The sequence below is a fragment of the Sphaerobacter sp. genome, from assembly GCF_019683595.1.
Lineage (GTDB): Bacteria > Chloroflexota > Chloroflexia > Thermomicrobiales > Thermomicrobiaceae > Sphaerobacter.
Window position 1 is genome coordinate 1 of the sequence record NZ_JADGHZ010000229.1, and the last position, 4,820, is coordinate 4,820.

Annotated in this window: 3 protein-coding genes and 1 pseudogene; 2 read left to right on the plus strand and 2 right to left on the minus strand. The window is 69.3% G+C overall.

The genetic code is table 11. The features are described 5' to 3' along the window. Positions 1–238 (minus strand): annotated as a pseudogene (locus IRZ30_RS15675) (hypothetical protein); the annotation flags it as partial. 135 nt (positions 239–373) lie between these two features. Between IRZ30_RS15675 and IRZ30_RS15680 the strand changes: the two are divergent. Next, the gene (locus IRZ30_RS15680; protein ID WP_294086481.1) at positions 374–1,849 is read left to right on the plus strand and encodes a hypothetical protein; all 1,476 of its coding nucleotides are present in this window, start codon (positions 374–376) and stop codon (positions 1,847–1,849) included. Between the two features lie 140 nt (positions 1,850–1,989). After that, on the plus strand, positions 1,990–4,026 hold the full coding sequence (locus IRZ30_RS15685; protein ID WP_294086482.1) for a S8 family serine peptidase: 2,037 nt from the start codon (positions 1,990–1,992) through the stop codon (positions 4,024–4,026). A gap of 9 nt (positions 4,027–4,035) precedes the next feature. Here the strand turns inward: IRZ30_RS15685 and IRZ30_RS15690 are convergent, their stop codons facing one another. Continuing rightward, the gene (locus tag IRZ30_RS15690) at positions 4,036–4,491 is read right to left on the minus strand and encodes a hypothetical protein (RefSeq protein WP_294086483.1); all 456 of its coding nucleotides are present in this window, start codon (positions 4,489–4,491) and stop codon (positions 4,036–4,038) included. Between the last annotated feature and the right edge of the window lie 329 nt (positions 4,492–4,820).

The window sequence follows — 4,820 nt, forward strand, 5'->3', positions numbered from 1 at the left end:
GTGCGGACACGGGTGTTGGAGTGGGGATTGCGGTGGGGGCGGGCGTGCTTGGCGATGGGGTGATGACCGTCGCGGCGGCGACGGTGGCTGTTGCGGTGGCGGTAGCCGTCGGCACGAGGGGTGTGGTGCCGTCAGCGGGGAACGGCTCCCCACCGGCACGACCGCATGCCGCGAACAGCATGAGCGCGACAAGTGTCGCGAGGACGCGCGAATGGTGGAACGTGCCGCGTTGGGGCATCCGCTATCCTCCTTCTGCCACCGCAATCCAGGGATTGTTTCGCCTAGCATACGGTGGAAACGGCTGGATTGCATTGGGGGGTGTCGCGCCGGGAACGGTGGGGGGTGACTCGAAGAGGCGGAGAGGTACGGTTCCGTGCCGGTAGACCATGAAATTCTCCCGCGCGCCTCGGCCGCGCGGCGCGTGGGGACAGCGCACGGGAAAGCGCGGGAACTCGCGACCCCGTCCCGCCACGGGCCGCTGGCCGTGTGGCGCACGCTCGGGGCGGGGGATCGCGCCGTCGTGGCTGCCGGTGCCGTCTTCGGCACCATCTTGCTAGCGCTCACGACCGTCACCGTCCGAGCCGGCGAGACACCGACGCACCCGAAGCTCCAGGAGTTCGCCCGCAACGCCCGGCTCTTCTCGCGACTGGTGCCCCACGTCGCGGAGCTGGGGGTGCTGACCTACGCCATCGTTGCCTGCGCCTGCGTCCTCGCCCTCTGGCTGGTCTACCTGCGGCTGATCTGGCGGGTGCACGGTCTCCAGATCGACCATCGCTTGGTGCTCGCGGGCGCCGTGATCTTCGGGGTGGTGGCGCTCACGGTGCCACCGGTCTTCTCCACCGACATCTTCTCCTACAGCATCTTTGGCCGGCTTGCGGGCGTCTACGACCGCAATCCCTACCTGACGACCGCGGCGCTCGGTGCGCCCGGGGACCCGGTCGTGCCCTACCTGTACTGGCAGTGGCGCCATATCCCGTCGCCGTACGGCCCGCTCTGGACCCTGATCTCCGAGGTGTTCACCCTCGGCCGTCACGCGACCCCGCTGGAGCTGGCGATCCGGTTCAAGGTGCTGGCGTTGGCGGCGGTGCTGCTCGACGGGTGGCTGATCTACGTCCTCGTGCGGCGGCGCTGGCCGGAGCACGCCGGCTGGGCCTACCTGGCGTTCGCCTGGAACCCGATGGTGCTGGTCGAGGGTGTGGTGACCGGCCACAACGACGCGCTGATCCTGACCGTCGTCCTGGTCAGCGCCTACCTGTTGCTCCAGGCGCGGCCGTACCTTGCCTTCGCCGGGCTGGTGGTGTCGGGCCTGGTGAAGTACTCAACGCTGCCGCTGCTCGCGGTGATCGGGCCGCGGCTCTTGATGCGGGCGTCGCCGTCCCAGTGGGCGGGCATCGTGGTGCGGCTGGGTGCCATCGCGGTGGCGCTGGCGGTCGGTGCGTTCGCGCCCTACTGGGGCGGGATGGCCGTGCTGATGAGCACGCTTGACGAGCCGGGGCGAGGGGTGAACAACCCGGTGATGGTGGTGGGACGCTGGCTCATCGAGACGGTCAGCGGGGGCTACGTACGCCTCGGTGTCCCGGCGACCGTCGCGATCTCGGTGGCGGCGTTCGGCGTGTGGCAGGCGTGGATGTTGTGGCGTGCGCGTGGGCGCAAGACCTGGGCCATTTCGGACGAGCTTGCGCTGTGGGCGACCTCCCTGGCCGTCTTCCTCCTGCTCTGGCCTCGCATCCACACCTGGTACTTCGTGGTACCCTTGGGTCTCGCGCTCGCGGCGGGGCCGGTGTACCGGCGGGTGTATTGGGGGATACTCCTGGTGTCGCTGCTCTCGTACGCGTCCTACGGACTGTAGGCACAGCGACCACCCGAGCCCGGCCGCCGGGAACCGCGGCGCCGCTCGCTCGTTGCAGCTACGGGGATGCTCTGGAACCTCCGGAGGGGGACGAACGCCGGAGGTGCCGGAGCAGGGAAGCAGGGAACGGAGCGATCCGCGTGACCAGAGGGATTGGGAAGGGACCGCGGGCTGTCGCCGCGCTCCTGGTGCTGCTGCTTGGAGCCGTCTTCGGCTCACTCCCGGTCAGTGCCACAAGTGATGCGACCTCTCAGACACCGCCGTCCACCGACTGGATCGTCGCGCTGCGTCCGGAGGCGCGCTATCAGTTCCAGTCGCTGCACACCTTGCTCGGCGATGCCGTACTGGAGCCCCTGGAGTACGTGCCGGGGACGTACGTAGCGCGCTTCATCGGCCGGACCGGTGCGACCGACGGCGTCGCCCGGCTGCTCGCCAATTCGGCCGTGGCCTACGTGGAGCCGGACATCCGCTTCACCTACCAGTGGGAGCCGAACGATCCGCTCCTGCCGAATCAGGAGTGGGCGCGCACCATCGGCTTGCCCGACGCCTGGTCGCTCACGACGGGCACGCCGTCGGTCGTTGTGGCGGTCGTCGACTCGGGCGTCCATGCCGACCACCCGGACCTCGCCGGCAAGGTGTTGGAAGGCTACAACTTCTTGCAGGCCGGTTCGGACGTGACCGACGACGTGGGGCATGGCACCGCCGTCGCTTCGATTATTGCCGCGCGCGGCAACGACGCCGTCGGGATCGCCGGGACGGCGATGGACGTGACCATCCTCCCGGTCAAGGTGGGTGACGCGGACGGCGCGCCGGTGAGCGCCATCGCCAGCGGCGTCCGCTACGCGGTCGACCAGGGCGCCAGCGTCATCAACCTGAGCCTGGGTGCCGACTCCGAGAGCGCGACGCTCCACCAGCAGATCCAGTACGCCTACGAGCGGAACGTCCCGGTGATCGCGGCGGCCGGGAACGACCCGAACCGCCCCACCTTTCCTGCCACCTACCAGGAGCCGATCTCGGTTGGCGCCGCCACGAGCGACGGCGCGGACGTGGCGCCCTTCTCCTCGCAGGTGAGCCGCGTCGATCTGACCGCGCCCGGCATGTCGATCCTCTCCGCCTATTGGCAGGAGGGTGTCGGCGCCACCTGGGAGACGCTGCACGGCACGTCGTTCGCCGCGCCGATGGTCGCGGGCACGGTCGCGCTGATGCGCGCGGTGAATCCGGACATGTCGATCGAGGCGATCCGGACGGCGCTGACCGGGACGGCGCGGCAGACCTACCCGGCGGGGACGCTCGGCGGCGGTGCCGGCCTGCTCAACGCGCCCGCTGCCGTGCGACAGGCGTACCTGCCGCACTTCGCGAACACCTGGCAGGCGGCTGACCAGCCGGTGGCGAGTCTCGCGACCCAGCGCACCTGGCTCTGGGGTCCGGCGGCCTTCGCGGTCGGTCCTGAGCCGTATGTCGAGACGCAGCATGGCCAGCGGCTCGTGGCCTACTTCGACAAGGCGCGCATGGAGGTTACCGATCCCCTTGCCGATACCAGCGGTCCCTGGTACGTGACGACCGGTCTGCTCGCCACCGAGCTGATCACCGGCGAGCTCCAGCTCGGCCACACCAGCTTCGAGCAGCGAGCACCGGCCGACATCCCGGTCGCGGGGGATCCGGATGACCCGTCCGGGCCGCGCTACGCCACGTTCGCCGGGTTGGTCGACGCTCCCGCGCTGGACGAGGGCACGGTGATCACTCAGACGCTGGACCAGGACGGTCGCGTCGGGGCCGACGAGCGCCTCGCGGCCTACGGTGTCACCGCGGTCGACTACATCCCGGAGACCGGGCACCGGATCGCCAGCGTCTTCGCCGCGTACCTGAGCAGCAGCGGGCTCGTGCTGCGAGATGGGCAGTACCAAACCGGCCCGCTCTTCGATCCCGCCTTCTACGCCAGCGGTTATCCGATCACGGAGGCCTATTGGGCCCGCGTCAAGCTGGCTGGCGAGATGCGCGATGTGTTGGTGCAGTGCTTCGAGCGGCGCTGCCTGACCTACGCGCCGGACAACCCGGAGGGCTGGAAGGTCGAGATGGGCAACGTCGGGCGCCACTACTATCAGTGGCGCACCGGCCAGTACCCGCCGGAAGGCGCGGCGCCGGAGAACCCGGTGCCGCTGGCCCGCGGGCCGCAGTGATGACGGGGGCTACGCCTCGGTCGGCTCGGTGGTGTAGAAGATGAGCCAGATGAGGCGAACCAGCCCCCAACCGATCAGGAGATAGACCACCATCGCGATGAGGGAGTTGATCTCCAGCACGGCGTTGCCGCTCTGCGGGTCGTTCACGATGCCCAGAAACGGGTTGACGAAGACGCCGCTGAAGTCATAGACCCCGTTGACGAACGCGTTGCCGGGGTTGGCGCCGATCAGCTTCAGCAGGACCCGCAGGCCGATCAGGGCCTCGATAAAGCCGATCAGCGTCCAGACCACGGTCGCGATTCGCTGGTAGATGGCCCGGCGCCGGATGACGTCCTGCGCCGGGTCGCGCTCGTGCACGACCTCGTGCTCCACGCGGCGACGGTACTCCCCGGGCGGGTCGACCGGTCGGGTCTCCTCGACCCGCCGCTCTTCGCGGACGCGGCGCTCGTGCTCGTAGTCAGCCATTCGTGCAACTCCTCATCTCCGCACATTGACGGCTCTATAGGATCATTTTCCCGGAATACGCAATGCACGTGCCGGGCGGAGGGCAGTGTTGCCGGGGCAGTGGTCAACCCCGCGCCACGGCGACCACGAGACGTCTGGGTGCTCTGATCCGCCCGGGGCCAAAGCCGCCGGACTCACGACGAAAACCCGCCGATGAACTTTGACGAACTAATCCGGTAAACGCGACAGCCGTCCGCGCCCCCGCGTTGTCATCCTTCGCTGCGTGGCCGGTCCGACGCGAGATCCTTCGCTACGCCGCCCGGCGCGCCCCGCCGGCCGGGAACGCGAAG

Coding starts and splice junctions, on each gene's coding strand:
- IRZ30_RS15690 (WP_294086483.1), bottom strand. CDS start 4,491: ATGGCTGACTACGAGCACGAGCGCCGCGTCCGCGAAGAGCGGCGGGTC.